This is a genomic window from Variovorax paradoxus (assembly GCF_030815975.1).
Taxonomy (GTDB): Bacteria; Pseudomonadota; Gammaproteobacteria; order Burkholderiales; family Burkholderiaceae_C; genus Variovorax; species Variovorax paradoxus_N.
The window spans coordinates 3047736-3071780 of record NZ_JAUSXL010000002.1 but is presented as its reverse complement, the minus strand read 5'-3'; the positions used below and the strand labels follow the sequence as shown (position 1 = coordinate 3071780).

Here is a 24045-nt window from a genome sequence, read left to right as displayed (position 1 = left end):
GTGCCCGAATCGATTCACGAATGTCGCATCCTCATGGAACAGTGCGCCAGACGACACCATGTCGTGGTTGTTCCAGGGCGGTTTGAAATGCGAGGGACGCTACGGAGGGGTTATTCGCCGGGCGCGCCTCGGTCGAGCTGCTCGGCAAGCGCAACAATGATGCCCTCGGGTCCGCGGATGTAGGCCAGACGGTAGGTGTCCGCGTGCTGCATCTCTCCAATGAGCTCGGCCCCGTGGGCGCGCATGCGCGCGACGATGGCGTCGATGTCATCGACGGCAAACATGATCCGGCGGATGCCCAGCGTGTTCACCGGCGAGTCCACGGGACCCAACCTGATCGCGTCGGGCGTGTGGAACTTGTCCAGCTCAATTCCCTGTCCATCGGGAGTCCGCAACATCGCCAAAGTGGCGCGGACATCCTTGAGCCCGATCAGTTGTCCGATCAAAGGCCCTTCCACTGTCGTTTCGCCCTCGAGCCTGAGGCCCAGCTCGATGAAAAACGCCTTGGTCGCTTCAAGGTCGTCGACAACGATAAGGACGTTGTCCATGCGTTTGAGCGTCATCTCCTTCCTCTCCTCAGTTTGGAACCCAAGTTGAAGGCCATTCGATCGAAAGCCGCGGCCACCGCTCGCCGAACCGTTTCGCCGCCACCCGCTGCCGGTAGGTGGCGGCGCTTGCGCGAAGGGGGTTGTGCATAGCGCGGCCTGCGCCAGTCGGCGCGCTCGCTCTAGGACCCGCGCTGGATGGAGGGAGCGGCGTTGATGGCCAGTTGCGCGGCGAACGCCCGCTGGTAGGCCGGCCGCGCTTCGCCGCGAGCGACATAGGCGGCCAGGCTGGGAAAATCGTTCAACAGGCCGGAGGGTCGGAGCCGCAGCAGCACCGACACCATCATCAGGTCGCCCGCGCTGAAGCCGCCGTCCAGCCAGTCGGCATCGCCCAGGCGGGTGGCCAGCTGGGTCAGCCGGGCACGCACCCGGTTCTCGACGAGGGGCAGGCGCTCGTCCTTCCAGGGCTTGTCGCCTTCCGCGAACTTGACGGTGACGAGCTCGAGAATGGGAAGCTCGACCGTATTGAGCGCCGCGAACATCCACGTGATGGCGCGCGCCCTTGCGTTGGCATCGGCGGGGAACAGGCCCGGGTGGCGCTCGGCGATGTGCAGCACGATGGAGCCGGTTTCGAACAGCGCGAGGTCGCCTTCCTCGTAGGTGGGGATCTGGCCGAAGGGATGCAGCGCCAGATGCGCGGCTTCCTTCATTGCGCGGAAGGACACCAGGCGCACCCCGTAGGGCAGGCCGGCTTCCTCCAGCGCCCAGCGCACGCGCGTGTCGCGCGCCAGACCCTTGCCGCCGTCGGGCGACCGTTCAAAGGCGGTGATGGTGATGGTCATCGTGAGTGGTCAGGCATTGCCGAGGCACTACTCTACCGGGCCATGACAGGCTTTGGATATCTGGAAGGATGCTCGGGCTGCCCCTCGGCGGTCGACCTTGCCGTGGCAAAGCAATCGATCCCGGCGGGCAGCGCGACTCCTGACTGAGCCGAGCGGGTCCACAGGTTCGAAGTGATGTCCACCGCGTTGGGGTTGTCGTAGCAGCCGCGCGAGATGGCTCGGAGATCAGGCCAGCGCTCAAAGGCGAGGCCGATGGTCGTTCCGCAAGTCGGGCAAAACTCGACGTAGACCTTCTTGCCGCTCCCGTCGGATGTGTGCTCGTACCTGCGTATCTCGCCAGCGTTGAACCGGACCGCATCGACGGGGAACACGGAGTTGGCATAGAACGAGGAACCGGTCATCCGCTGGCAGAAAGTGCAGTGGCAAACAAGTGTTCGAAGCGGTGCCTGATGGATGTGGAACCTGACCGCTGCGCAGAGGCAGCCACCTTCAAGAACGAGCGACATGGTGAAAGCTCCGGGTTCGACTCTGCTGGTGTGACGCGAGGGTGCTCTGCAATGCCTGCTCTTCCTCGATGTTTCTTTGTTGCAATGTTCGTCAGCTGGATGGCTTGGGCAAGCCATAACCCAACTGGCGCTCGTGCCGCATCGAAAGCAGCACCACTTCTCGTTCGGAATGGGCGTACAGCACGACATGGCGAGCCAGAACCAGCTCGCGCAATTCGGGCTGGCCAAGTGCCCGGGCAAGCTGCCTTGCCTGCTCGGCCTGGAACTGGCCCCAGCCCGACCTGGCGTCGAGGAATCGCGCAGGTCGACCGCTTGTGGGGGCGAACGCAAGAAGCGCCCGCGCCTTGACCAATTCAGCCTGCAGTTTCTTGAAGCGCACCGACACGGAAGCGGCATCCTGTTCCTCCATGAAGCTGCGTGCAGCCTGCAGGCACAACAGAAAGTTTGGAACTGCCCGAACCCTTGCGTTGACGGGAATGCTCACGCCGACGCGACGCCGAGTGCCTGGTCGAACTCCTCGTCAGGCACGAACCGCCCCGCCAAAGCCTGCCGCAAGCCGGTGATAGCGTCTTCGGCCAGCACGAGGTTGGCGTGCTCCGCCTCCAGCGCATGGTAGTAGTCCAGCCGGCGCGCATCGACCAGTGCCACATAGCTCGCGCCGTTCTTGGTCAGCACTTTCTCCGAGCCGCTGCCCACCACGTCTTCGGCCAGTTCGGTGAGCCTGGCGCGCGCTTCGCTGATGGGAACAATGTCCGATGCCTTCAAGGCCATTTGGCAGTTTTCATTAAGGTTTGCGTTAATACCAGTCTAGCGGCCGAAACTGTTTCCTGCAATTCCCCTAGAACCCAAGGCTCTCCAGCAAATCATCCACCTGCGCCTGCCCTGTCACCGCCTCCGGATTGCCGGGCACCACCTGCGGGCCGTTCTGCAGGCTGGCGGCTTCGGCCTCGTGCCGCTTCTCAGGGTGCTTGTCGAGGTGCGAGTTGTCGATCAGCACCTGCAGCAGCTGCGTTTCCACGTCGTTGACCACTTCCATCATCTTCTTGATGACCTGGCCCGTGAGGTCCTGGAAGTCCTGCGCCATCAGGATCTCGATCAGCTGCGTGTTGATGGCGCCGGCCTTCTGCGGCACGTCGTTCAGGTAGCCGCGCGTGTCCATCACGAGCTGGCGCGCATGGTCCAGCTCGACCGGGTTCGCGAACCACTCGTCCCAGCGCCGGGTCAATCCTTTGGCATGCGTGGCAAGGTCTTCCTGCAGCGGCTGCGCAAGGTCAATGGCGTTGAGCGCACGGTGCGCCGCGCGCTCGGTCATGGAGGCGATGTAGCCCAGGCGGTCGCGCGCGTCGGGAATGGCTTGCGCGGCCTTGGCCACTTGCTTGTCGAGCCCCAGTTCGCGCAGGCCGTCGCGCAGCTGCCGGGTCAGTTGCCCGATGCGACCGAGCAGCTCTTCGGCCGTGTTCCCGTGCTCCGCGGATTCGAGCGCAGTGTGTGCCATGTCAGGCCGCCTCTTTCTGGAGCTTCTCGAAGATCTTGATGATCTTTTCCTCGAGCGTGGCGGCCGTGAAGGGCTTGACCACGTAGCCGTTGGCGCCGGCCTGCGCGGCCGCGATGATGTTCTCCTTCTTGGCCTCGGCCGTGACCATGAGCACCGGCAGCTTGGCCAGTTCGGGGTCGGCCCGGATGGTCTGCAGCATGGTGAGGCCGTCCATGTTGGGCATGTTCCAGTCGGACACCACGAAGCCGAAGTTGCCGCCGCGCAGCTTCTCGATGCCGGCCGCGCCGTCTTCCGCTTCGTCGACGTTCAGGAATTCGAGTTCCTTCAACAGGTTGCGCACGATGCGCCGCATGGTCGGGAAGTCGTCCACAACCAAAATTTTGATGCTCTTGTCAATCACGATTCTTCAACTCCAACAGTTCGTTTTTCAAACACGGTTTGCGCGTTCGCCGAAGGTGCGCAGATGCGCCAGCACGCGGCGGCCCATCTCGCCCAGCGGCGCCACGTCGTCGACGGCACCCAATGCGATGGCCTCGCGCGGCATGCCGAAGACCACGCAGCTGGCCTCGTCCTGCGCGAAGGTGTAGGCACCGGCCTGCTTCATGCGCAGCAGGCCTTCGGCGCCGTCCTTGCCCATGCCCGTGAGGATCATTCCGATCGCGTTCTTGCCGGCATGCCTGGCGGCCGAGTCGAACAGCACGTCGATCGAGGGGCGATGGCGGTTCACCGGCGGCTCCTGGTCGAGCTGCGCCACGTAGTTGGCGCCGCTTCGGGCCAGCGACAGGTGAAAGCCGCCGGGCGCGATGTAGGCGTAGCCCGGCAGCACGCGTTCGCCATGCTCGGCTTCCTTCACGGTGATGCGGCACAGGCCGTTCAGGCGCTGCGCGAACGAGCGCGTGAAGCCGGCCGGCATGTGCTGCGCGATGAGCACGCCCGGGGCGTCCGGCGGCAGCGGCAGCAGCACCTCGCGGATGGCCTCCGTTCCGCCGGTGGATGCGCCGATGATGATGAGCTTCTCGGTGCTCAGCAGCGGGCTGCGCAGCAGCGGCTCCTGCGGGTTGCCGTCCGCCGCGCCCTTGGCCGCGGCGCCGTGCCGGCCCGGCAGCAGCCGCGCCGCGGCGGCCGTGCGGATCTTGCCGGCGATCAGCTCGGTGTATTGCATCAGGCCGTCGCGCACGCCGAGCCGCGGCTTGGTGACGAAGTCGATCGCGCCCAGCTCCAGCGCGCGCAGCGCGATCTCCGAGCCGCGCTCGGTCAGCGACGACACCATGACCACCGGCATCGGCCGCAGGCGCATGAGCTTCTCGAGGAATTCGAGGCCGTCCATGCGCGGCATCTCGACGTCGAGCGTGAGCACGTCGGGGTTCGTCACCTTGATGAGGTCGCGCGCCTGCAGCGGATCGGCCGCGGTGCCCACCACCGTCATGTCGGGCTGGCTGTTGATGATCTCGGTCATCACGCTGCGGATCAGCGCCGAGTCGTCGACGCAAAGTACCTTGATTTTCTTCATGCGATCCAGCTTCCCTTGCCATATGTGGCAGACCATTTGCGCAGCAGCTCGCCTTCGTCGCGCTGCACCGCCTGGATGTCGACCGGCGCGCGCAGCTTGCGCACCACCGCCTTGCCGCTGCCCGGCAGCAGGCACACGCGGCGCGCATTCAGGCCGCGCAGGTCCTGCGCGACGATGGCGATGCGCTGCTTCTCGAGGTAGCGCAGCACGAAATCGGCGTTGCGCCCGCCGATGTTGAGCATGGTCATGTTCGCCAGCACCGCGGCGCCGCCGAAGACCTTGGCCTTGAGCCGCTCGCGCCGTGCGCCCGCGCGCAGCATCTCTGCAATGAGCACGTCCATGGCGTGCGCGCCGTAGCGCATCGCGCCGGCCTGCTCGCGCGAGCCCGCCTCGGCGTCGTCGGGCAGCATGAAATGGTTCATGCCCGCTATGCCGGCCTCCACGTCGGTGATGCAGGCGGCCACGCAGGAGCCCAGCACCGTCGTCAACAACACGCCGGCATCGGTCACGTAATACTCCGCGGGCAGCAGCTTGACCGCGGCGCAATCGAAGTCGCGGTCGAAGTAGTGGTGCGAGGCCACCGAAGCCGGCATGGCTGCGGGCAGGAAGCCCTTCTGCTGAAGAAGGTTGGTGCTCGCGCTGGTGTTCATTGGCGTACCTTCGTGCTTCGCACTGCGGTGCGAGCTTGCTTGGGGCGGCCCGGCGCTGCGCTCATGCGCGCGCCTTGCCCAGCGCGTACACCGTCTGCCCGACCGCCTTGAAGGCCTGGTTGACCAGCGTGGCGTTCTCCGAATGCCCCGCGAACAGCAGGCCGTGGGGCTTGAGCAGCGGCATGAAGCGGTCGAGCAGCTTCTTCTGCGTGGGCTTGTCGAAATAGATCATCACGTTGCGGCAGAAGATCGCGTCCACCGGTTCCTTCACGGGCCACGACGCATCGAGCAGGTTGAGCCGCGAGAACTTGACCATGGCGGCCACTTCGGGGCGCACCCGCACCTTGCCGGCGTTCGCGCCCGTGCCCTTGTTGAAGAAGCGCCGCAGGCGGTCGGTCGACATGCGGTTGACCTGCTCCATCGTGAAGACGCCGGCCGATGCCCGGGCCAGCACCGCGGTGTCGATGTCGGTGGCGATCACGCGCGCGCTGCTTGCACGCTCGCCCAGCGCCTCCATCAGCGTGATCGCGATCGAATAGGGTTCCTCGCCGGTCGATGCGGCCGCGCACCAGACGGTGAGCGGCTGCGTGCATTTGCGCGCCAGCTCCGCGAGCACCGGAAAGTGGTGCGCCTCGCGGAAGAACGACGTCAGGTTGGTGGTCAGCGAGTTGATGAACAGCTGCCACTCCTGGCCGTCGCGGCTGTCTTCCAGCAGCGCCAGGTAGGCCGAGAACTCGGGCAACACGAGCTCTCGCAGCCGGCGAGAAAGCCGGCTGTACACCATCTGGCGCTTGTGCTCGCCCAGCGCGATGCCGGCGCGGCGATGGATGAGCGTGCGAATGCGCGAGAAATCGCTGTCGGTAAAAAGGAATTCGGAGTGCATGCGCGCGTGCTCGCTAGGCGGCTTCGACCGGGGTCACGTCCTGCGACCAGGCCAGTGCCGACAGATGCGCGGCATTCACCTGGTCGGCGCTCAGGAGCAGCGCTTCCGCCAGCCGCGCCGCATCGCCGGTGTCCAGCTCGCAGGCCTCGGCCAGCGAGAGGAAGGGCCCGTACACGCCCCCGCGCGTGAGGATGGCCTGCTGCACCGAATCGGACAGCTGCACCTTGTTCAGCACCTCCTGCATCGGAATGCCCAGCAACTGGTCGATTAGCGAGAACATGCCGACCACGAACAGGTTGTCCGACTCGCCCCGCGGCAGCATGATCTCGCCCATCAGCTCGACGAAGCGGCCGCGCATGATGGCCTTCTTCATCATGAACGGCGGGCTGCCGGTGGGATTGCTGGTGGCCAGCAGCAGCGAAAGCCAGCGGAACAGCGGCGAATAGCCGAGCATCGTCACGGCGTGGTGCAGCGAATGAATCTCGACACCGGCTCCCACGGCCGGCGAGTTCATGTGGCGCAGCAGCCGGTAGGTGAGCGCGGCATCGCGCTTGAGCGCGGCCTCGATCTCGCGCAGGTCTTCGTTGCGCTGGATCATCTGCAGGAGCCGCATGATCAGCATCGATTCGGGCTGCAGCGCGCGGCTGCCGGCACTCGCCGCGGGTGGCGGCAGGCCGCAGCTCGCCTCGGCGAACACGTCGACGCGGCGTGCGGCGCAGGCCTCGAAGTCTTTCCACGAGGCCATGCGCGTGGCGATCGGCTGGATCGGCATGTGGTCCGGCTGCTCCTTGCCGCGGGCGGCCGCAACCAGCAAGGGATCGCCGGCACCCACGTCGAAATGGGTCACCAGTCCAAGCAGCTCGGGGTCTTCCGGCAGTGCCTGGGCGCGGCACAGCATGAAGCTGAACCCCTGCTCGTGCAGGAAGTGCAGTATCGGCCGCAGTTCCTCGTTCGCCAGGTCGGCGAGTTCCAGGCAGAGCACGGTGTACTCGGGCGGCAACGATTGCAGCGCGCCCAACGCCAGCGCCTCTGCATTCACCTCGAAGAACAGTTCGCTGCGCCCCAGCCGCCACGGCGTGTCCGCCGGGTTGAGGTGCTCGGTCACGCAGGCCACGAGCGCCTTGAACTGGCTGATCGCATCCGGAGCTTCCCCGGGCCCGGCCGCCGCACGCCAGGCGAGCTTGTAGCCCGCGACGCGCTTCTGCGGATCCAGCAGCAAGGTGTAGGCCACATAGCCGTCTGCATTGCGCGAAACCCCCGGGCCTTTCGACGCATCGACTGCCGGGGCTTCTTCGGCTGCGGAGCGCCGGAAAAAATCAAAACGCATTGCATCGTCTCCGTGTGGTTGTATCTGTCAGGCCGTGACCGGCTCCGCACGGGCCGCATGCGCCAGGATGGTGGCGTGCGCCGCATGCGCACGCTGGATGCGCGGCATGGCGTCGACGTCGATGATGAAAGCCACGCTGCCGTCGCCCAGGATCGTCGCGGCCGAGATGCCCGGCACCTTGCGGTAGTTGGTCTCCAGGTTCTTGACCACCACCTGGTGCTGGCCGAGCAGCTCGTCCACCAGCAGCGCGAAGCGCGTCTCGCCGGCCTGCACGATCACCAGGATGCCCTGGGTCGGATCGGTCTGCGCGCCGGCCACATCGAACACGCCGTGCAGTTCGATCAGCGGCAGGTACTCGCCGCGCACCTTGATCACGTGGCCGTCGCTGGTGATCGAATGCAGGTGCTCCGTGCGCGGCTGCAGCGACTCGATCACGTAGCTCAGCGGCAGGATGTAGGCCTCGCTGCCCACCTTGACCGACATGCCGTTCAGGATGGCCAGCGTCAGCGGCAGCACGATGCGGGTGGTGGTGCCCCAGCCCTCGCGCGAGCTGATCTCCACATGCCCGCCCATTTCCTGGATGTTGCGCTTGACCACGTCCATGCCGACACCGCGCCCGGAGATGTCGGTGACCTGCTCGGCGGTGGAGAAGCCGGGCGCGAAGATCAGCTGCCACACCTCGTCGTCGGGCATGGTGTCGGTCACGGGAAGGCCCTGCTGCATGGCCTTGGCCAGGATCTTCTGGCGGTTCAGGCCGGCGCCGTCGTCGCTGACCTCGATCACGATGTTGCCGCCATGGTGCTGCGCCGACAGCAGCAGCTGCCCTTCGGCCTCCTTGCCCTTGGCGATGCGCAGCGCCGGCGTCTCGATGCCGTGGTCCAGGCTGTTGCGCACCAGGTGCGTGAGCGGATCGATGATGCGTTCGATCAAGCCCTTGTCGAGCTCGGTCTCCTTGCCGAAGGTGTCCAGGCGCACTTCCTTGCCGAGCTTGGCGCTGACGTCGCGGATCACGCGCGGGAAGCGGCTGAAGACGTAGTCCATCGGCATCATGCGGATCGACATCACCGACTCCTGCAGGTCGCGCGCGTTGCGCTCCAGGTGGCCCAGGCCGCTCAGGAAGCGCTCGCATTCGACCGGGTCGAGCAGGGTGGCGGCCTGCGTGAGCATCGATTGCGTGATCACCAGCTCGCCCACCAGGTTGATGAGCTGGTCGACCTTCTCCACGTCCACGCGGATCGAGCTCGAATCCTTCGCGGCCGCCGCAGCGGCCGAAGCGGGCGGTGCCCTGGGCGCTGCAGCAGGCTGTGGCGCGGCAGCCGCCGGTGCCGGCGGCGCCGCGGCAACGGGCGCGGCCGCGGCAGCCGCATCGCCCGCGGGTTCGGCCGTGATCTCGATCTGCGACTCGTCGATGACGAAGCAGCACACGGCAACGATGTCGTCGGGTGCGCAGCTGGTTTCGAGCAGCACCGTCAGCTGGTCGCCGCTGCGCGTGCGCGACAGCAGCTTGCCGAGGTTGCCGAGTTCGTCGGCGAGCAGGTCGCATTCGCTGTCGGAAAGGCGCGAGAACCTGATGCGCAGCGCCCCGCCCTGCGCGGGAACCGCCGCGGCAGCAGCAACGGGCGCGGCGACGGACACGGGCGCGGGCGCGGCCGGTGCGGCCTGGGCGCCATCGCTCTCGAGCGCCAGCTGGCGAAGCACCTCGCAGATGTGCGCCACCCTCTCGGGGTCGGGTTCGTTCTCGGCCTGGTAGGCAATCAGTTGGTCTTGCAAGGCGTCCTTCGTTTCCAGGAATGAATCGATCATCGAGCGGCTCAGCTTGAGCTGGCCGTGGCGCGCGCGGTCCAGCAGGGTTTCCAGCAGATGGGTGGTATCGGTCAGCGCCACGAAGCCGAAGGTGGCCGCGCCGCCCTTGATCGAATGCGCGGCACGGAAGATGGCGTTGAGCTGCTCGCTGTCGGGCGCCTCGGCGTCCAGCTCGAGAAGCAGTTGCTCCATCTGCGCCAGAAGCTCGACGGCTTCGACAAAAAATGCCTGTGTGAATTGACTGAGATCCATCGTTGCTCCGAACCGGCGTGCATGCGTGCCGGCATCAATGTCTTAGGGGTGCGTGGGCGCCGGCGACCCTTTGACGGTCACCTTGAAGTGGTCGGCGGGCGGCAGCAGCGGCAATGGCCTGGGCACCGCGGGCCGGATGGCACCGGCGCTGGCACTGCCATTTCCGCTGTTCTCGTGTTCGATCTGCTGTTGCGTGCGGTGGTTGAGCAGGATGATGCTGATGCGCCTGTTGATCGGGTTGCGCGGATTGGTCCGGTCCAGGTGCATGCTGTCGGCCAGGCCGACCACGCGCAGCACCTTGTTTTCCGCCATGCCGCCCATCACCAGTTCGCGCCGCGAGGCATTGGCCCGGTCGGCGGACAACTCCCAGTTGCCATAGGAGCGGTCGCCGTTGGTGTAGACGAAGGCGTCGGTGTGGCCCGACAGGGTGATCTTGTTGGGCAGCTCGTTGAGCGTGGGCCCGATCTCTCGCAGGATGGCCCGCATGTGCGGCACCAGCTGCGCGCTGGCCAGGTCGAACATCGGGCGGTTTTCGTTGTCGACGATCTGCAGGCGCAGGCCCTCGGTCGTGATGTCGATCAGGATCTGCGAGCGGAACTGCCGGAACACCGGGCTGTTCTCGATGAGCTTGTCGAGCCGCTCCTTCATGCTGGCAAGGCGGTCGGCGTCGGCGTCGTCCTCGGCATCGGCGCGCTGCACCTCGCCCTCGGCCCGCGAGCTCGGGTCCATGCCGCCGCCGGGTACCACGCTGATGCTGGTGCTGCTTTTCTCGCCGCCGCTGAGCGCCACCTTCAGCGGCATGCGGAAATGCTCGGCAATGCCTTCACGCTGCTTCGGCGAGGTATTGGACAAGAGCCACATCACGAGGAAGAACGCCATCATGGCGGTCATGAAGTCGGCGTAGGCGATCTTCCAGCCGCCGCCGTGCCCGCCGCCCGCATGGGCGGCCACGCGCCTGACCACGACCCTGTGCTTTTCCGTGCTCATGACGATGCGCCGCGCCGGTCAGCGCGCCTTGACTTCCCGCACGTGGCTGTCCAGCTCGGTGAAGCTGGGCCGCTCGGTCGAGAACAGCACCTTGCGGCCGAACTCCACCGCCAGCTGCGGCGCGTAGCCGTTGAGGCTCGCGAGCAGCGTCACCTTGGTGCACTGGTACAGCTTCATGCCCTCGGACACCTTCTGGTCGATCAGCGAGGCCAGCGGCGACACGAAGCCGTAGGCCAGCAGCACGCCCAGGAAGGTGCCGACCATCGCGTGCGCGATGAGCGCGCCCATCTCCGCGGGCGGCAGGTCGGCCGAGCCCAGCGCATGCACCACGCCCATCACGGCCGCGACGATGCCCAGCGCGGGCAGCGCATCGCTCACGCGCGAGAGGCTGTGCACGGGCATCTCGGCTTCGTGCTTGATGGTCTCGATCTCGTGGTCCATCAGCGCCTCGATCTCGAATGCATCGGTATTGCCGCTGATGACCAGCCGCAGGTAGTCGCACAGGAACTCCATCACGCCGGCATCGGCCAGGATCTCGGGATAGCGGCTGAAGATCTGGCTCTGCGCCGGGTCCTCCACGTCGGACTCCAGCTTCATCATGCCTTCCTTGCGCGCCTTGGCCAGCAGCTCGTAGAGCAGCGCGAGCAGGTCCAGGTAGAGCTGCCGGTTGTGCTTGGACGAACGCAGCAGCAGCGGCAGCTCCTTGAGCGTGGCCTTGATCGTCTTGCCGTTGTTGCCGGCCAGGAAGGCGCCCAGCGCGGCGCCGCCGATCATCAACAGCTCGACCGGCTGGAACAGCACGCCGAAGTGGCCGCCCATCAGCGCATAGCCGCCGAAGACGGCGCCAATCACCACCAGATACCCAACCAAAAGGAGCACACGCTTCCCCTATTGCCCTTGAGGCGTCGATTCAAAAGCCCTGCCCGTCGGGCAAGGTCCGTGTCAGTGGAGCCCTGCGCCGCCCGGCGCCGCCTCCACGCCAAAACCCATGGCTTCGATGCCGGCCGCCGCTTCGCCGGCTGCGCCGCGCTTGGCGCCGCGCGCCTTGCCCGCGCGCGACGGCGGCCGGCAGAGCACGCATACGTAGCCGCTCTTGTGGTCGTGCGCATGCGCGACGAACTGGCCCGAACAGCGGCAGCAGGTGCTCAGCTGCAGCATGTCGCTGTCGAAAAAGCGCACCATCGTGTAGGCGCGCGTGAAATCCAGAATTGGTTCGCTGTCCTGCGCCGCAATTTGCTGCAAATAAAGCTTGTAGCTTTTAATCAATATCCAGACTTTTTCTTCGTCCGAATGAATTTTCATGAATTGATACATGTTGTAAAACATTGACGAATGGATATTCGCCAGCCACGTCATATACCAATCGGTCGAAAAAGGAAGCAATCCCTTGGGCGGAGAAACGCCCTTGATTTCCTTGTAGAGCCGGATCAGCCGCTCGCGGCTCAGGCCCACCTCGGACTCCAGGAACTGCAGGCGGGCGCCCAGCTGGATCAACTGGATTGCCAGCTGCACTTCCCGCACCTCGCCCAGGACGCTCTTGTGCGTCATGCCGGCACCGCTGCTTTTCGCGTTTGCAGGCTTCGTGCCGACATCAGGATCGACATATGCGCTTGTTGCAGCATCGTGTCCTTACCTTCGCCAACCACCGCCGACATCGAGGCATGCTCGTCGAGCCGGAAACTGCACAGCAGGAAGTTCGACGCCGCCAGCTTGAGGATCTGCGCCAGCGACATGCCGGCCAGCATGTCGGCCAGTTCGCTGCTCACGCCGAGCCGAAACATCGCCGCCACACGGTCCTGTTTGACCAGCTTCTGCGCCAGCAGCATATAGGCGAGGTTGATATCGCCGATTTCCCGGGAGATTTCGCCGTTGGCTACGCTCATCACGTTATCCGTTTCCAAAATGCACTCCGTTCAGTCATGTCTTGATCGGATTATTCACAATATTTAACACTTGTAACCTTCTGCGCGAACCAAACTGTAAACAGGGCTACAAGTACATGTAAGCTTTTGTTGCAATCGCACGACGGGGCTTCTGTCGATGTGACGGGTTCTCAAAAAAATAACCATTCAATGAAAAGGCATTAATCGGCCCGGCCTGCTGCGCGGCCCCTGTCGTTCTCGATTCCGTGGATCCACGCCATGACCTCGGCCACCGCCAGATAGAGCTGCGGCGGAATCTGCCGATCGAGGTCCACCTGCATCAGCAACCGGATCAGGTCTGGCGAGGCGTGCACGTAAACACCGTTCTCGCGCGCCTGCCGCAGGATCGATTCCGCCGTCACGCCATAGCCCTTGGCCACGACCACCGGCGCCTTCGCGGTGTCGGCATGGGACAGGGCCACTGCGCTCTGGCGCTGTGGTTGCGCGGGAGTCGTCATGCGGTGCGCTCCATGGCCGTGATCTGCAGGTCCTGCAGCCGCAGGCCCGCGGCCTCGAGACGGGGCGCCAGTTCGCCGCCGCCGCTGCGCAGCCGGACCAGCGTTGCGGCCTCGCTTGCGGCCAGGTGCGCCTGCACGAGTTCGCCCGCGAGGCTCAAGCGAAGATCGACCGCGCCCAGCTTCGGCAGCGTGAGGGACACCGTGGTGGCCCAGCGGCGCGGGGGCGTGCTGCGCCCGTCGCCCCGGTCTTCCGGCGCATCGGCGGGTTGCTCGGTCTCTTCGTGGATCGACCATGCCATCGGCACATCCGGCCACGCCTGGCCGCTCCAGCGGAACACGGCGGTGGCCAGCAGGTCGAGCTGCTGGTGCACCAGCGCGGCGGTCTGCGGATGGATCACCTCGGCCGCGGCCGGCGCTGCCGCGCGCGCCGAGCTTGCGGCGGCACCGGTTTCGCCGATGCCGTGGCCGGCCATGCGCTCCTCGCCGGTCGTCGCTGCCATGGGGCTTGCGGGAGCGATTGCGGCCTGATGAACCTGGGCGGACGACGCGCCGGTGCTCGAAGCGGCTGCGGACGGCAGTGCCTGCGCCGATGCATCGGACGGCGCAGGTGCGGGCTCGCCGGCAGCGAAGAGAGGCGCCACGGCCAGAGCCGGGACCGCGACCGGCGGCACCGCCGGAACCGGCTGCGCTTGCGGGGCACCGGGGGTGGCCGGCTGCTGCAGCGGCTGCGTGAGGCGAACCTGCGGCTCCTCGGCCAGCTGTGACAGCGTGCGCAGCCCCATGGCGAATTCAAGCAGATGCGATTCGTAGAAGAGCCCGCTGCCGCTCACCGATCGCCCCAGCGCGGCCGCGAGCACGGCGGCTGGCGGCGCTTCCTGCGGCGATGCCCACACGGGCACCGCACCGCGCACCGGCTCCGATTCGGCATCGAGGTCCGCCAGCACGGCACCGATGACGCGTGCCGCCGCCGACCAATGCGTGTCGATCGAGGGCGGCGCATCGGCGCGCGGCAGCGCAGGCGCCGCGCCGGCCGGCAGGCGCGCCTCGAGCATGGCGTGGGACGGCAGCCGGACATCGTTCTTGACCTTCTGGACTTCGGCCATCGGCCCGACCGGCATGCTGGTGCCGACTTCGGTCTGCAGCACGGCCAGGTCCGGCCGCGCCGAAGAAAGCTTCGCGGCGAGCAGCGCATCGACGGCGGGTCCGATCGGTCTGTTCATGGCCATGGGTGCAGCGTCTGGCGATCAGTACGGCAAGCCGTAGGCCTTGCCGAGGTCGCTGCGGTTCTGCAGCTGGGCCATCTTGGCCACCAGGCTCTCGAGCTGTGGCTTGACCAGTCCGCACACCTCGTCCTGGTCGGCCTGGATGCTGGCGATCAGGCCGCGCACCTGGCCGAGCTGCGCCGCATCGAGCGACACCGCGCCCACGGCCTTCAGCCGGTCGACCAGCGCCGCGCAGCGGGCTTCGAGTTCGGGCAGCCGCTCCCACTCCCTGGCACGCGCCAGCGAGGCCATGAGCGACATGGCCGAGGCGAGCTCGCCATAGCAATGGATGACTTCGTGGCGGACTGGCACGGCCTGCGCTTCCGATGTGGAGGTGGTGTCAATTGCCGGCACTGGCGCCGCCGATCTCGCGCCATGCGGATGCGATGTTTTCGAGCAGCGCCTCGGCCTCGTCGAGCGCCTTGGGCTCGTTGTGCAGGTTGGCGTAGAGCAGGCGGCGAATGACGTAGTCGTAGAGCGCCGACAGGTTGCCCACCAGTTCGGCGCCGGCGGCGCCGGCCGCCTTCGCATCGAGGCCGGCCTTCAGGCCGTTGTCGACGATGCTGACGGCCTTGGAAATTGCGTTGCCCTTGGCAGCCATCTCGCCGGTCGCCATGTGGTGGCGGGCCATGCCGATGCTGGTGACGACGCCGTCGAACAGCATGACGATCAGCTGGTGCGGCGACGCGCTCATGGTGCGCGTTTCCATGCCGACGCGCGCATACGCGCTGGCACCGGTTCTGAATGTGTGGGGGGTGTACATGGCTGCTCCGCTGGAATGACTGCTACTTGCTGCTGTTCTGCATGCTCTCGAACTGCTGCGTGAGATAGCTGCTGGTCCGGTTCATCTGGCTCATGAGCAGGTCCAGCTGGGTGAATTGCGTGCGATAGCGCTCCACCTTGGCGTCCACCCGCGTCTTCATGTCGGCGTACTGCTCGTCGAGCTGCTTGAGCGAGGCGGTCATGCCGTCGGACGCCACCTTCAGCGCGCCGCCGGTGGACGTGAGGTTGTCCACCAGCGCGCTCAGCTGCTTGCCGTAGCCGGCGGTGCTGCCGGTGGCGCTCGCAAACAGCCCGGAAACGCCGGCCAGGTTGCTCGCGAGTGCCGCCTTGAGCTTGCTCGAATCGACCGCCATCGTGCCGTCCTTCTGGAAAGCGACGCCGATTTCGGACAGCACCTTCATGTCGTTCGCACCGCCGGCCTGCGGCGTGGTGAGCGCCTGCCGGATGCGCGTCTGCAGGTTGCGCAGCGTCGAGTCGCCGACCAGCGCGGCGCCGGTCTTGGAGTCCTGGTCGTAGGTGGTCAGCGTGTTGGCCGTGGCCTGCAGGCTGTTGTAGGCCTTGACGAAGTCATTGACGGCCGACTCCACCGCGGCCGTGTCGGCCTGGGTCGACAGGTTGCTGGTGCCGGTCTTGAGCAGCGTCAGCGTGGTGCCCTGGATGGCTTCCTTGATGGTGTTGCTCGCGCTGGTCACGGCGATGCCGTTCACGGTGAGGTTGGCGTTCTGCCCCGCCACCGTCTGCCGCAGGTTCTGCGTGCCCGCAGGATCGTTGTTCAGCAGAGTCTGCAGCGCCGCATCGCCGGCCACCGAGACGCGCATGCTCGAGGTCTCGCCGGTCTGCGAAGAGGTCAGCACGAGCCGGTTGGGCGTGCCGCTGCCGTCGTTCACGATGCTGGCCGAGACACCGGCCTTGGCGGCGTTGATGGCGTCGCGGATGCCTGCGAGCGTGTTGTTGCTGCTGTCGATGGTGATTGGCACGGCCGTGCGCGTGGCGTCCTTGGTGAAGCCCGAACCGTTGTAGGTTCCGGTGGCCGCATCGAGCGTGCCGCCGGTGATGGCGCCGAAATCGATGGTGATGGTTCCGCTGCCGATGGCCGTGGTGGTGCTTGCCTGGCCCGCCGCAACCAGCGACTGCGGCTGCGCAAGCTGCGTCACCTCCACGGCATAGGTGCCGGCCGCGGCCGTGCTGCCGGCCGCCGCGGTCAGCACGTCAGCCGCGCTGCTCGCAGCTTTCACGCCCTGGAAGAGCGCGGGATCGGACAGCTTCCTGGCCGCGGCCTGCAGCGTGCCGAGCGAGCTTTGCAGCGTGCCGTAGGCCGAGAGCTTGCTCGTGTAGCTCACCTGGCGCTGCTGCAGCGCCACGAGCGGCTGGCTCTCCGCCGTCTGGAGCTGGGAGAGCAAGGTGCTCAGGTCGAGGTTGGAGCCAACGCCCAGGCTGCTGATCGATGCCATGTGGAGATTTCCTGATGTCTGTGAATGAGAAGGCGGCGTCCGTCAGGCTTGCTGGCTCACCAGCAGGCCGGGCGCCTTGCCCAGCACCTTGGCGATGCGCACCACTTCCTCGGAAGGGATCTGGCGGATGACCTCGCCGCTTTCCCGGTCGACCACCTTGACGATGAGCTTGTCGGTGTCCTCGTCCATCTCGAACTGGAGCCCGACCGAGCGGCTCTGCAGCAAGGCGTTGGCCTCCTTCACCGCCTGCGCGACCTGCACGGGCGTGGCTTCGTCCACGGCGTGCGATGGCGCGGCCACGGCCTCCGGGGCGGCCTTGCCGGCCGTGTGTTCGGAGAGTGCCTGCATCCACCACGGACCGTCTGCCGCAGGGCTTACGGGAATCGACATGATTTCCACCTTCTGGTCTTGATTGCTTTCGCTGTCGTCTGCGGCCTGGCCGGAGCCGGGCCGCAGGGAACAGCGCAGGCGGACCCGGGCTTTCGCCCGGACGCCTGCGCAATGCCTTTTCAGATCAACGCAGGAGCGACAGCACGCCTTGCGTGGTCTGGTTGGCCTGGGCCAGCACCGAGGTACCGGCTTGCTGCAGGATCTGTGCGCGCGTCATGTTCGACACTTCGGTTGCGTAGTCGGCGTCTTCGATGCGCGAGCGCGAGGACGACAGGTTGGTGATGGCGGTGCCCAGGTTGGAGATCACCGAGTCGAAACGGTTCTGCACCGCACCCAGCGAGCTGCGCAGGTCGTCGACTTGCTTGAGCGCCGCATCGATGGCTTCCAGGGGGCTGGCCGTCGTGCCGGTCTGCAGGCTGGCAACGGACACCTTCGTGGTGTCGACGGTGAAGGCGGCCGTGCCGGCGGTCGTGGTCGTGTCGGCGGAAGCCGGATCGATCGCGATGTAGCGGAACATGGCGGTGCCGTCGACCGCGCCGGTGAAGCCCTGGTTGATCAACGACGAGGTTTCGCCGGCGCCGGTGGGCGTGATCGAGACTTCGGCGAACAGGTTGCCGTTCTTGTCGGCCACGGTGTTGCCGGTGAGCGTGGCGCCGCCTGCGGCCAGGCCGAGCTTGGTCGACAGGTCGTCGGTGGTCTTCTCGGCCACGGTCGTGGTGGTGACGGCCGTGGTGGAACCATAGAGGGCCTGCAGCTGGGCAGCCGTGGGCGCATCGCCTGCGGCCGAACCGGTCACGCCGTCGAATGCGAAGGTGGCCGTCGCGGACGGGCCGGCAACGTTGAAGCCTTGCATGCCGAGCGTCTTCGCGCTGATTTCCTTCAGGTCGATGTCGATGGTTTCGCCGTCGTTGGCGCCGACCTGGACGGTCAGCGGCTTGGCCGACGACGAGAGAACCTTGACGCCGTTGAAGTCGGTCTGCTTCGACACGCGGTCGATTTCGCCGAGGCGCAGCTTGATTTCGTCCTGGATGGATTGCAGGTCGCTGCCCGAGTTGCTGCCGTTGGCGGCTTGCACCGACAGTTCACGAACGCGCTGCAGGTTGTTGTTCACTTCCTTGAGCGCGCCTTCCGTCGTCTGTGCCAGCGAGATGCCGTCGTTGGCATTGCGCGAGGCTTGCGTCAGGCCGCGGATGTTGGCGGTGAAGCGGTTGGCGATGGCCTGGCCGGCGGCGTCGTCCTTGGCGCTGTTGATGCGCAGGCCGGAAGACAGGCGCTGGATCGCCGTGTTCAACGACGATTGCGACGCGTTGAGGTTGTTCTGCGTGAGCAGGGAAAGGCTGTTGGTGTTGATGACTTGCGCCATGTTCGACTCCTGATAGACAAAGGTTGTGGACTCCGGCCCTCCGGCCGCAACGCTGGACCCGCTCCCACTGTGAGACTCAAGCCATCGTTGGTTCAGTTATCGGCAGGGCTTTTCAAACATTTAGAGTCCGGCGCAAAAAAAGATGCGCACCCCACGACCTCCGGGTTCAGGCGGGCAGGTTCATCACTTCCTGGTAGGCGGCCACCAGCCGGTTGCGCACCTGCAGGCCGGTCTGGAAGGCCACGTTGGCCTTCTGCAGGTCGACCATCACGTCGTTCAGCGCCACGCCGGGCTTGCCCATTTCGAAGTCCTCGGCCTGGCCGTAGGCCTTGGTCTGCGCGGTGCTGATGTTGTCGAGCGAGCGCCGGAGTTCGGCCGCAAAGCCTCCGGGCTGGGCCGCCTCGGCGGCGGGCTGCGCAATGCCGCTCTGGAGCGCGGTGGCCCGCATCTGCTGCAGGACGGATTCGATGGCGGTAATCGACATGGCGTGCTTTCTCTTCTCTCTGGTGAATCTGGATGCGGACAAGGAGGACCGAGGGCCCTCCCGCGTGTTTTCAGCGTAGCAGGGCAAGCCGCGGCGACATGCCCCCAACTGATGGCAAAACCCGCAGTTGTTCGACCAATCGAATATGGCCCGGCTGCTGAGAATCAACGCCGAACCCATAGCTCGCTGACGACACCACGGCCCCCCGGCATGACCCCAGAACATCGAAGCCTCCAGCCCCTCGCCAAGACTCCGCGCCGCCCTGTGCATCCGGCCGCGGCGGAGCTTGTGCAATGAGTTCGGCGGCACCTGCGGGCGCCAACCCGGCGCCCTCGCCCGCCTCGGCCTTCGCGGAGCGCATGCGCACCCAGCCGAAGCTGCCGCTGATCGTCGGCGCAGCCGCCATCGTCGCGGCCGCCGCGGCGTTCCTGCTCTGGAGCCGCGCACCCGACTACGGCGTGCTCTACACCAACGTGACGGACCGCGACGGCGGCGCCATCATCGCGTCGCTGCAGCAGATGAACGTGCCCTACAAGTTCGCCGAAGGCGGCGGCGCGATCCTGGTGGCGCGCGACAAGGTGCCCGAACTGCGCCTGAAGCTCGCGGCGCAGGGGCTGCCCAAGGGCGGCGGGGTCGGCTTCGAGCTGATGGACAACCAGAAGTTCGGCACCAGCAATTTCGCCGAACAGGTCAACTACCAGCGCGGGCTCGAAGGCGAGCTGGCGCGCTCGGTCGAATCGATAGGCTCGGTCGAGCAGGCGCGCATCCACCTGGCCCTGCCCAAGCCCTCGCTCTTCGTGCGCGACCAGAAGAAGCCTTCGGCCTCGGTGATCCTGACGCTGCACCGCGGCCGCAGCATCGACGAAGGCCAGGTCAGCGCCATCGTGCACATGGTTTCCAGCAGCGTGCCTGAACTGGATGCCAAGAGCGTGACCGTGGTCGACCAGCACGGCAACCTGCTGTCGGCTGCCAATGCCGGCGCGCGCGGCCTGGACGTGAGCCAGCTGAAGTACGCGCAGGAAATCGAGCAGGGCTACATCCGCCGCATCGAGGCGATCCTGCAGCCCATCGTGGGCGCGAGCAATGTGCGCGCGCAGGTGGCGGCCGACATCGATTTCTCCGTTGTCGAACGCACCGAGGAAAGCTACAAGCCGAACCAGGACCCGCGCGCCGCGGCCATCCGCAGCCAGCAGTCGAGCGAATCGATGCAGCAGGGCGCCACGCCGCCCGGCGGCGTGCCGGGCGCGCTGTCGAACCAGCCGCCGCAGACGCCGAGCGCGCCCATCACCGCGCCGCCGGCGGCTCCGAACGCTGCATCCGCGCAGGCGGCGGCCGCGGGCTCGGCGCCAGGCAGTTCGCGCAAGGACACGACGACCAACTACGAGCTCGACCGTTCGATCCGCCATGTGCAGCAAGGCGCGGGCGGCGTGAAGCGGCTGTCGGTGGCGGTGGTGGTGAACCACCGCGAGGCCGCCGACAGCGCCGGCAAGATGAGCCAGCGCGCGCTCACGCCGGCCGAGATCGAGCAGATCAGGAACCTGGCCAAGGAAGCGATGGGCTTCAGCCAGGAGCGCGGCGACTCGCTCAACGTGGTCAACAGCGCCTTCGCCCGCGAAAGCCGCGACGAGCAGGCCGGACCCGCGCGGCCGTTCTGGCGCGACCCCGCCAACCTCGGGCTCGCCATGACCATCGCGCAGTACCTGCTGATGGCCGGCCTTGCGCTGTTCGCCTGGTTTGCGGTGCTGCGGCCGCTGCTGCGCAGGCACCTCGCGCCGCCGGCCGCCCCCGCGGCCACCGCAGCGGCGGCCTCCGCCGCAGCCGATGGCTCGGCCGAGGATGAAGCGAACGCCTCGAGGGACAACGCACGGCTGCGCGAACTCGAGCGCCAGAAGGCCAACCTCGACTACGCGCACCAGACCGCCGACCAGGACCCGCGCCTGGTGGCCACGTTGATCAAGCATTGGATGAACTCATGAGCGATGCAGGCACCCGGAAGAGCGCAATCTTGCTGATGTCATTGGGCGAAGACCGCGCCGCTGCCACGCTGCACCACCTGCCGGCCACCGAAGTGCAGGCGCTGGGCGTCGCCATGGCCAAGCTGAGCCAGGTCTCCAAGGACGAGCTGGCGGCCGTGCTGGCCGAGTTCCGCATGGAGACCGAACAGCTGTCCGCGCTGCACCTGGGCTCGGGCAGCTACATCCGCGCCGTGCTGCGCAAGGCGCTCGGCGACGACCGCGCGAGCAACCTGCTCGAGGACATCCTGCAGCCCGACCAGCCGCATGGCGGCATCGAGCGGCTCAACGACCTGGAAGCCGGCGAGGTGGTGGAGCTCGTGCGCGACGAGCATCCGCAGATCCTCGCCACGCTGCTGGTCCACCTGGACCGCAAGAAGGCCTCCGAGGTGCTCGAAAGGCTGCCCGAGCGCCTGCGCCACGACGTGATCCTGCGCGTGGCCACCTTCGGCGGCGTGCAGCCGGCCGCGCTGGCCGAGCTGACCGACGTGCTCACCGAGATGCTCTCGGGCGAAGGCTTGAAGCGCAGCCGCCTGGGCGGCGTGCGGACCGCCGCGGAGATCGTCAACCTGATGAACAGCGCGCAGGAAGAAGAAGCGATCGCCCATGTGCGCGCCCACGACGAGGCGCTGGCCCAGCGCATCGTGGAGGAGATGTTCGTGTTCGAGAACCTGCTCGACCTGGAGGACCGCTACGTCCAGCGCCTGCTCAAGGACATCGAGTCCGAGTCGCTCATCGTCGCGCTCAAGGGCTCGGCGCCCGAGCTGCGCGAGAAGTTCCTCAAGAACATGTCGCAGCGCGCGGCCGAGACGCTGCGCGAGGACATCGAACTGCGCGGCCCGGTGCGTGTGTCGCAGGTCGAGACCGAGCAGAAGGCGATCCTGCAGGTCGTGCGCCGCCTGGCCGATGCCGGCGAGGTCGTCATCGCTGCGCCTGGAACCGATGACTTCGTCTGAGCTCTCCTCTGCCACGCGCCCCCGGCTGTCCGCCTGGCAGCGCTGGGAGATGGCTTCGCTGGACGCGGATGCGCTCGCGGCGCCCGCGGCCAGCATCGAAGCGCCCGCGCCGCCGCGCCCGGATCCCGCGGCCCTGGCCCGCCAGGCCGAGCTCGGGCGCCTGCGCCTGGAAGCACGCGCCACCGGCGAGGCCGAAGGCCGCCGCGAGGGCTGGGCGCAAGGCCATGCCGAAGGGCACGCCGAAGGACTGGCCGCCGGCCTGGCCGCGGCCAGCGCGCACGCCGAGCAGCTGCGCGCACTGGCCGCAGCGCTGCCGGCCGCACTGCGCAGCGCGGAAAGCGAACTGGCCGATGCCATCCTGGCGCTCGCGCTCGATGTTGCGCACCGGGTCATCCATCGCACCCTGCGCGTCGAGCCCGAGTGGGTGCTTGCGCTGGTGCAGGACCTGCTGCACACCGAACCCGCGCTGCAGGGCGAACCCCGCCTGCTGCTGCACCCCGAAGACGTGGCCCTGGTGAAGAACAGCCTCGGCAGCGAACTGCAGGCCGCCGGCTGGCAAGTGCGCGCCGACGACACCCTGGCCCGCGGCGGCTGCCGCGTGCGCTCCGCCAGCGGCGAGATGGACGCCACGCTCGCGACCCGCTGGAAGCGCGTGGCCAGTGCCTTCGGCCCCGATGCCGAACCCGATGGAGCCTGAAGCCATGCCAGCCGCCGCCAACACCGCTGCGCCCAACGCCATCAACCCGCACCTGCAGTCCTGGCTCGGCACGCTCGCGCAGGCGCGCAGCGACGTCGGCCTGTGCACGGCCATCGCCACCTCGGGCCGCCTGACGCGCGCCGTCGGCCTGGTGCTGGAGGCCGTGGGCCTGCAGCTGCCGGTCGGCAGCGACTGCCTGATCGAACTGCCGCCCGGCTATCCGCAGCGCCATGCCGAGGCCGAAGTGGTCGGCTTTGCCGGCGACCGCCTGTTCCTGATGCCGCAAAGCGAAGTGGCCGGCCTGCTGCCCGGTGCGCGCGTGTTCGCGCGGCCAGGCCCCGCACTGTCCGCGGGCGGCGCTTCCGGCGATGCGCACACCAAGCGCCTGCCGGTGGGCGAAGGCATGCTGGGCCGCGTGGTCGATGCCGCCGGACGGCCGCTCGACGGACTCGGTCCGCTCGAGGTCAGCCGCAGGGTGCCGCTGGCTGCGCCGCCGATCAATCCGCTCGCGCGTGCGCCGATCGATTCGGTGCTCGACGTGGGCGTGCGCGCCATCAACGCCATGCTCACGGTGGGCCGCGGCCAGCGCATGGGCCTGTTCGCGGGCTCGGGAGTGGGCAAGAGCGTGCTGCTGGGCATGATGGCGCGCTACACCAGCGCCGAGGTCATCGTGGTCGGCCTGATCGGCGAACGCGGCCGCGAGGTCAAGGACTTCATCGAGAACACGCTGGGCGAGGAAGGCCTGGCCCGCTCGGTGGTGGTGGCCGCGCCGGCCGACAACTCGCCACTGATGCGGCTGCAGGGCGCGGCCTATGCCACCTGCCTGGCCGAGTACTTTCGCGACCAGGGCCGCGACGTGCTGCTGATCATGGATTCGCTCACGCGCTATGCCATGGCGCAGCGCGAGATCGCGCTGGCCGTGGGCGAGCCGCCGGCCACCAAGGGCTATCCGCCCTCGGTGTTCGCCAAGCTGCCCGCGCTGGTGGAGCGGGCCGGCAACGGCGCGCGCGATGCCAATGGCCGCGGCGGCTCGATCACGGCCTTCTACACCGTGCTGTCCGAAGGCGACGACCAGCAGGACCCGATCGCCGATTCGGCGCGCGCCATTCTCGACGGCCACGTGGTGCTGTCGCGCACGCTGGCCGAGGCCGGCCACTATCCGGCAATCGACATCGAGGCCTCCATCAGCCGCGCGATGACGGCGCTGATCGAGCCTTCGCAGTTCGACACCGTGCGCCGCTTCAAGCAGGCGCTCTCGCGCTACCAGCGCAACCGCGACCTGATCAGTGTCGGCGCCTATGCGGCCGGCCACGATCCGCAGCTCGACCAGGCCATTGCGCTCTATCCGCGCATCGAAGCCTTCCTGCAGCAATCGATGCACGAGCGCTGCGACTACGCCGCGTCGATCGAGCGCATGGGCAGCCTCTTCGAATCCGCCTGATCCATTCCCCTTCAACAGGAGTTGCC

General features: G+C 67.1%; 28 protein-coding genes. 4 read left to right on the top strand and 24 right to left on the bottom strand.

The window, feature by feature from the left end:
* Positions 1-110 precede the first annotated feature (110 nt).
* The 24 genes from QFZ47_RS18160 to fliE all read right to left on the bottom strand — a co-directional run bounded on the left by QFZ47_RS18160 (position 111) and on the right by fliE (position 18913).
* A complete protein-coding gene (locus tag QFZ47_RS18160; protein WP_307656943.1) occupies positions 111-563 on the bottom strand; it encodes a VOC family protein in 453 nt (150 codons plus the stop codon).
* A gap of 164 nt (positions 564-727) precedes the next feature.
* Positions 728-1387 (bottom strand): glutathione S-transferase family protein, encoded by a 660-nt coding sequence (locus tag QFZ47_RS18155; protein WP_307656942.1) that lies wholly within the window; start codon positions 1385-1387, stop codon positions 728-730.
* A gap of 32 nt (positions 1388-1419) precedes the next feature.
* Complete coding sequence (locus QFZ47_RS18150) at positions 1420-1893, bottom strand: GFA family protein (RefSeq protein WP_307656941.1); 474 nt, start codon at positions 1891-1893, stop codon at positions 1420-1422.
* Between the two features lie 91 nt (positions 1894-1984).
* Positions 1985-2377, bottom strand: a complete 393-nt coding sequence (locus QFZ47_RS18145; protein WP_307656940.1) for a hypothetical protein — start codon at positions 2375-2377, stop codon at positions 1985-1987.
* Positions 2374-2664, bottom strand: a complete 291-nt coding sequence (locus QFZ47_RS18140; RefSeq protein WP_307656939.1) for a type II toxin-antitoxin system Phd/YefM family antitoxin — start codon at positions 2662-2664, stop codon at positions 2374-2376. The genes QFZ47_RS18145 and QFZ47_RS18140 overlap by 4 nt, the downstream gene beginning before the upstream one ends.
* Positions 2665-2731: 67 nt before the next feature.
* Positions 2732-3388 (bottom strand): protein phosphatase CheZ, encoded by a 657-nt coding sequence (cheZ, locus tag QFZ47_RS18135; protein WP_307656938.1) that lies wholly within the window; start codon positions 3386-3388, stop codon positions 2732-2734.
* A 1-nt stretch (position 3389) separates the two neighbouring features.
* Entirely contained in the window at positions 3390-3785 is a 396-nt protein-coding gene (gene cheY, locus QFZ47_RS18130) for a chemotaxis response regulator CheY (RefSeq protein WP_307658965.1), read from the bottom strand.
* 30 nt (positions 3786-3815) lie between these two features.
* Positions 3816-4898: a protein-glutamate methylesterase/protein-glutamine glutaminase gene (locus QFZ47_RS18125; RefSeq protein WP_307656937.1), complete on the bottom strand. Its 1083-nt coding sequence runs from the start codon at positions 4896-4898 to the stop codon at positions 3816-3818.
* Complete coding sequence (cheD, locus tag QFZ47_RS18120; protein ID WP_307656936.1) at positions 4895-5548, bottom strand: chemoreceptor glutamine deamidase CheD; 654 nt, start codon at positions 5546-5548, stop codon at positions 4895-4897. The genes QFZ47_RS18125 and cheD overlap by 4 nt, the downstream gene beginning before the upstream one ends.
* Before the next feature lie 61 nt (positions 5549-5609).
* Complete coding sequence (locus QFZ47_RS18115; protein WP_307656935.1) at positions 5610-6431, bottom strand: CheR family methyltransferase; 822 nt, start codon at positions 6429-6431, stop codon at positions 5610-5612.
* Between the two features lie 13 nt (positions 6432-6444).
* Complete coding sequence (locus tag QFZ47_RS18110; protein WP_307656934.1) at positions 6445-7758, bottom strand: EAL and HDOD domain-containing protein; 1314 nt, start codon at positions 7756-7758, stop codon at positions 6445-6447.
* Between the two features lie 27 nt (positions 7759-7785).
* Entirely contained in the window at positions 7786-9813 is a 2028-nt protein-coding gene (cheA, locus tag QFZ47_RS18105) for a chemotaxis protein CheA (protein WP_307656933.1), read from the bottom strand.
* A gap of 42 nt (positions 9814-9855) precedes the next feature.
* Entirely contained in the window at positions 9856-10800 is a 945-nt protein-coding gene (gene motB / locus QFZ47_RS18100; protein WP_307656932.1) for a flagellar motor protein MotB, read from the bottom strand.
* Between the two features lie 18 nt (positions 10801-10818).
* Entirely contained in the window at positions 10819-11679 is an 861-nt protein-coding gene (motA, locus tag QFZ47_RS18095; protein ID WP_307656931.1) for a flagellar motor stator protein MotA, read from the bottom strand.
* 63 nt (positions 11680-11742) lie between these two features.
* Entirely contained in the window at positions 11743-12348 is a 606-nt protein-coding gene (gene flhC / locus QFZ47_RS18090; RefSeq protein ID WP_307656930.1) for a flagellar transcriptional regulator FlhC, read from the bottom strand.
* Entirely contained in the window at positions 12345-12683 is a 339-nt protein-coding gene (flhD, locus tag QFZ47_RS18085; protein WP_307656929.1) for a flagellar transcriptional regulator FlhD, read from the bottom strand. The genes flhC and flhD overlap by 4 nt, the downstream gene beginning before the upstream one ends.
* Before the next feature lie 200 nt (positions 12684-12883).
* On the bottom strand, positions 12884-13180 hold the full coding sequence (locus QFZ47_RS18080; protein ID WP_307656928.1) for an EscU/YscU/HrcU family type III secretion system export apparatus switch protein: 297 nt from the start codon (positions 13178-13180) through the stop codon (positions 12884-12886).
* Positions 13177-14400 (bottom strand): flagellar hook-length control protein FliK, encoded by a 1224-nt coding sequence (gene fliK / locus QFZ47_RS18075; RefSeq protein WP_307656927.1) that lies wholly within the window; start codon positions 14398-14400, stop codon positions 13177-13179. Before fliK ends, QFZ47_RS18080 begins: the two co-directional genes overlap by 4 nt.
* A 24-nt stretch (positions 14401-14424) precedes the next feature.
* Entirely contained in the window at positions 14425-14754 is a 330-nt protein-coding gene (locus tag QFZ47_RS18070) for a flagellar protein FliT (RefSeq protein WP_307656926.1), read from the bottom strand.
* Between the two features lie 28 nt (positions 14755-14782).
* Positions 14783-15205 (bottom strand): flagellar export chaperone FliS, encoded by a 423-nt coding sequence (gene fliS / locus QFZ47_RS18065; RefSeq protein ID WP_307656925.1) that lies wholly within the window; start codon positions 15203-15205, stop codon positions 14783-14785.
* A 22-nt stretch (positions 15206-15227) separates the two neighbouring features.
* On the bottom strand, positions 15228-16676 hold the full coding sequence (fliD, locus tag QFZ47_RS18060; RefSeq protein ID WP_307656924.1) for a flagellar filament capping protein FliD: 1449 nt from the start codon (positions 16674-16676) through the stop codon (positions 15228-15230).
* Positions 16677-16718: 42 nt separating this feature from the next.
* Positions 16719-17066 carry a flagellar protein FlaG gene (locus QFZ47_RS18055; RefSeq protein ID WP_307656923.1) on the bottom strand — a complete coding sequence of 116 codons (348 nt, stop codon included), beginning with the start codon at positions 17064-17066 and terminating at the stop codon, positions 16719-16721.
* A gap of 124 nt (positions 17067-17190) precedes the next feature.
* Positions 17191-18429, bottom strand: coding sequence for a FliC/FljB family flagellin (locus tag QFZ47_RS18050; protein ID WP_307656922.1), 1239 nt, complete (start codon positions 18427-18429; stop codon positions 17191-17193).
* 166 nt (positions 18430-18595) lie between these two features.
* On the bottom strand, positions 18596-18913 hold the full coding sequence (fliE, locus tag QFZ47_RS18045) for a flagellar hook-basal body complex protein FliE (protein WP_047787620.1): 318 nt from the start codon (positions 18911-18913) through the stop codon (positions 18596-18598).
* Positions 18914-19206: 293 nt separating this feature from the next.
* On the opposite strand from fliE, the gene fliF reads away from it, so the two are divergent.
* From fliF to fliI, 4 genes are read left to right on the top strand one after another with little or no spacing between them, the layout of a single operon-like run.
* Entirely contained in the window at positions 19207-20889 is a 1683-nt protein-coding gene (gene fliF, locus QFZ47_RS18040) for a flagellar basal-body MS-ring/collar protein FliF (RefSeq protein WP_307656921.1), read from the top strand.
* On the top strand, positions 20886-21881 hold the full coding sequence (gene fliG, locus QFZ47_RS18035) for a flagellar motor switch protein FliG (RefSeq protein ID WP_307656920.1): 996 nt from the start codon (positions 20886-20888) through the stop codon (positions 21879-21881). The genes fliF and fliG overlap by 4 nt, the downstream gene beginning before the upstream one ends.
* Positions 21868-22578 (top strand): flagellar assembly protein FliH, encoded by a 711-nt coding sequence (gene fliH / locus QFZ47_RS18030; RefSeq protein ID WP_307656919.1) that lies wholly within the window; start codon positions 21868-21870, stop codon positions 22576-22578. The genes fliG and fliH overlap by 14 nt, the downstream gene beginning before the upstream one ends.
* 4 nt (positions 22579-22582) lie before the next feature.
* Positions 22583-24019: a flagellar protein export ATPase FliI gene (gene fliI, locus QFZ47_RS18025; RefSeq protein ID WP_307656918.1), complete on the top strand. Its 1437-nt coding sequence runs from the start codon at positions 22583-22585 to the stop codon at positions 24017-24019.
* Positions 24020-24045 lie beyond the last annotated feature (26 nt).

Bases quoted from the DNA above. Each gene is read 5' to 3' on its own strand.
- QFZ47_RS18160 (WP_307656943.1), bottom strand. From the start codon at position 563: ATGACGCTCAAACGCATGGACAACGTCCTTATCGTTGTCGACGACCTT.
- QFZ47_RS18155 (WP_307656942.1), bottom strand. From the start codon at position 1,387: ATGACCATCACCATCACCGCCTTTGAACGGTCGCCCGACGGCGGCAAG.
- QFZ47_RS18150 (WP_307656941.1), bottom strand. From the start codon at position 1,893: ATGTCGCTCGTTCTTGAAGGTGGCTGCCTCTGCGCAGCGGTCAGGTTC.
- QFZ47_RS18140 (WP_307656939.1), bottom strand. From the start codon at position 2,664: ATGGCCTTGAAGGCATCGGACATTGTTCCCATCAGCGAAGCGCGCGCC.
- cheZ (WP_307656938.1), bottom strand. From the start codon at position 3,388: ATGGCACACACTGCGCTCGAATCCGCGGAGCACGGGAACACGGCCGAA.
- QFZ47_RS18125 (WP_307656937.1), bottom strand. From the start codon at position 4,898: ATGAAGAAAATCAAGGTACTTTGCGTCGACGACTCGGCGCTGATCCGC.
- cheD (WP_307656936.1), bottom strand. From the start codon at position 5,548: ATGAACACCAGCGCGAGCACCAACCTTCTTCAGCAGAAGGGCTTCCTG.
- QFZ47_RS18115 (WP_307656935.1), bottom strand. From the start codon at position 6,431: ATGCACTCCGAATTCCTTTTTACCGACAGCGATTTCTCGCGCATTCGC.
- QFZ47_RS18110 (WP_307656934.1), bottom strand. From the start codon at position 7,758: ATGCGTTTTGATTTTTTCCGGCGCTCCGCAGCCGAAGAAGCCCCGGCA.
- cheA (WP_307656933.1), bottom strand. From the start codon at position 9,813: ATGGATCTCAGTCAATTCACACAGGCATTTTTTGTCGAAGCCGTCGAG.
- motB (WP_307656932.1), bottom strand. From the start codon at position 10,800: ATGAGCACGGAAAAGCACAGGGTCGTGGTCAGGCGCGTGGCCGCCCAT.
- flhC (WP_307656930.1), bottom strand. From the start codon at position 12,348: ATGACGCACAAGAGCGTCCTGGGCGAGGTGCGGGAAGTGCAGCTGGCA.
- flhD (WP_307656929.1), bottom strand. From the start codon at position 12,683: ATGAGCGTAGCCAACGGCGAAATCTCCCGGGAAATCGGCGATATCAAC.
- QFZ47_RS18080 (WP_307656928.1), bottom strand. From the start codon at position 13,180: ATGACGACTCCCGCGCAACCACAGCGCCAGAGCGCAGTGGCCCTGTCC.
- fliK (WP_307656927.1), bottom strand. From the start codon at position 14,400: ATGAACAGACCGATCGGACCCGCCGTCGATGCGCTGCTCGCCGCGAAG.
- fliS (WP_307656925.1), bottom strand. From the start codon at position 15,205: ATGTACACCCCCCACACATTCAGAACCGGTGCCAGCGCGTATGCGCGC.
- fliD (WP_307656924.1), bottom strand. From the start codon at position 16,676: ATGGCATCGATCAGCAGCCTGGGCGTTGGCTCCAACCTCGACCTGAGC.
- QFZ47_RS18055 (WP_307656923.1), bottom strand. From the start codon at position 17,066: ATGTCGATTCCCGTAAGCCCTGCGGCAGACGGTCCGTGGTGGATGCAG.
- QFZ47_RS18050 (WP_307656922.1), bottom strand. From the start codon at position 18,429: ATGGCGCAAGTCATCAACACCAACAGCCTTTCCCTGCTCACGCAGAAC.
- fliE (WP_047787620.1), bottom strand. From the start codon at position 18,913: ATGTCGATTACCGCCATCGAATCCGTCCTGCAGCAGATGCGGGCCACC.
- fliF (WP_307656921.1), top strand. From the start codon at position 19,207: ATGAGTTCGGCGGCACCTGCGGGCGCCAACCCGGCGCCCTCGCCCGCC.
- fliG (WP_307656920.1), top strand. From the start codon at position 20,886: ATGAGCGATGCAGGCACCCGGAAGAGCGCAATCTTGCTGATGTCATTG.
- fliH (WP_307656919.1), top strand. From the start codon at position 21,868: ATGACTTCGTCTGAGCTCTCCTCTGCCACGCGCCCCCGGCTGTCCGCC.
- fliI (WP_307656918.1), top strand. From the start codon at position 22,583: ATGCCAGCCGCCGCCAACACCGCTGCGCCCAACGCCATCAACCCGCAC.